The sequence below is a fragment of the Nocardia sp. NPDC049220 genome (assembly GCF_040647855.1).
Taxonomy (GTDB): domain Bacteria; phylum Actinomycetota; class Actinomycetes; order Mycobacteriales; family Mycobacteriaceae; genus Nocardia.
In genome coordinates this window covers 1-1,244 of sequence record NZ_JBEZDA010000063.1, presented here as the reverse complement: position 1 = coordinate 1,244, position 1,244 = coordinate 1, and the positions used below count along the sequence as shown (strand labels likewise).

Genomic DNA, 1,244 nt, shown 5'->3' with positions numbered 1-1,244 from the left:
TTCGAGACCAAGCAGATCCACGTAGGCCAGGTGCCCGACAGCACGACCAACGCCCGCGCGCTGCCGATCTACCAGACCACCTCCTACACCTTCCGCGACACCACCCACGCCGCCGCACTGTTCGGACTCACCGAACCAGGCAACATCTACACCCGGATCATGAACCCGACCCAAGACGCGGTCGAACAACGCATCGCCGCCCTCGAAGGCGGCGTCGCCGCACTCCTACTGGCCTCCGGCCAAGCCGCCGAAACAATCGCCATCCTCACCCTCGCCGCCGCCGGCGACCACATCATCTCCAGCCCACGCCTCTACGGCGGCACCTACAACCTGTTCCACTACACCCTGCCCAAACTCGGCATCGAAGTCTCCTTCGTCGACAACCCCGACGACCTCGACCAATGGCACGCAGCGATCCGCCCGAACACCAAAGCGTTCTACGGCGAAACCATCGCCAACCCCAGCAGCGCCGTGTTCGACATCCCCGGTATCGCCACCGTCGCGCACGCCGCGGGCATCCCGCTGATCGTGGACAACACCGTCGCCACCCCCTACCTGATCCAACCCTTCGCCCACGGCGCCGACATCGTCGTGCACTCCGCCACGAAATACCTCGGCGGACACGGCGCCGCCATCGCCGGCGTCATCATCGACGGCGGCACCTTCGACTGGACGACCACCGACCAACACGCCCAACCCCGATTCCCCGGCTTCACCACCCCCGACCCCAGCTACCACGGCGTCGTCTACGCCGACCTCGGCGCACCCGCCTACGCACTCAAAGCACGCGTACAACTCCTCCGCGACCTCGGCGCCGCGATCTCCCCCTTCAACGCCTTCCTGATCAGCCAAGGCATCGAAACACTCAGCCTGCGCATCGAACGCCACGTCCAGAACGCGCACACCGTCGCCGAATACCTGAACACACACCCCGAGGTCGAGAACGTTCACTACGCGGGTCTGCCCTCGTCACCGTGGTACGAGCGCGGGCAGCAGCTGGCACCGAAAGGCGCGGGGGCAGTCGTCGCGTTCGAACTACGTGGCGGCGTGGACGCGGGCAAGAAATTCGTCGACGGATTAGCCCTGCACAGCCATGTGGCTAACATCGGAGATGTGCGTTCTCTCGTGATACACCCCGCGTCGACGACGCATTCTCAACTGACACCCGATGAACAACTGACCTCCGGGGTGACTCCAGGCCTGGTCCGCCTCGCCGTCGGCATCGAAGGAATCGACGACATCCT

The 1,244-nt window shown here is 65.0% G+C and carries 1 protein-coding gene; it reads left to right on the top strand.

Annotated elements, in window-relative coordinates; translation table 11 throughout:
• Positions 1-1,244: bifunctional o-acetylhomoserine/o-acetylserine sulfhydrylase (locus AB0C34_RS31545; protein ID WP_357081111.1), on the top strand; the 1,244-nt coding region annotated here is incomplete at both ends.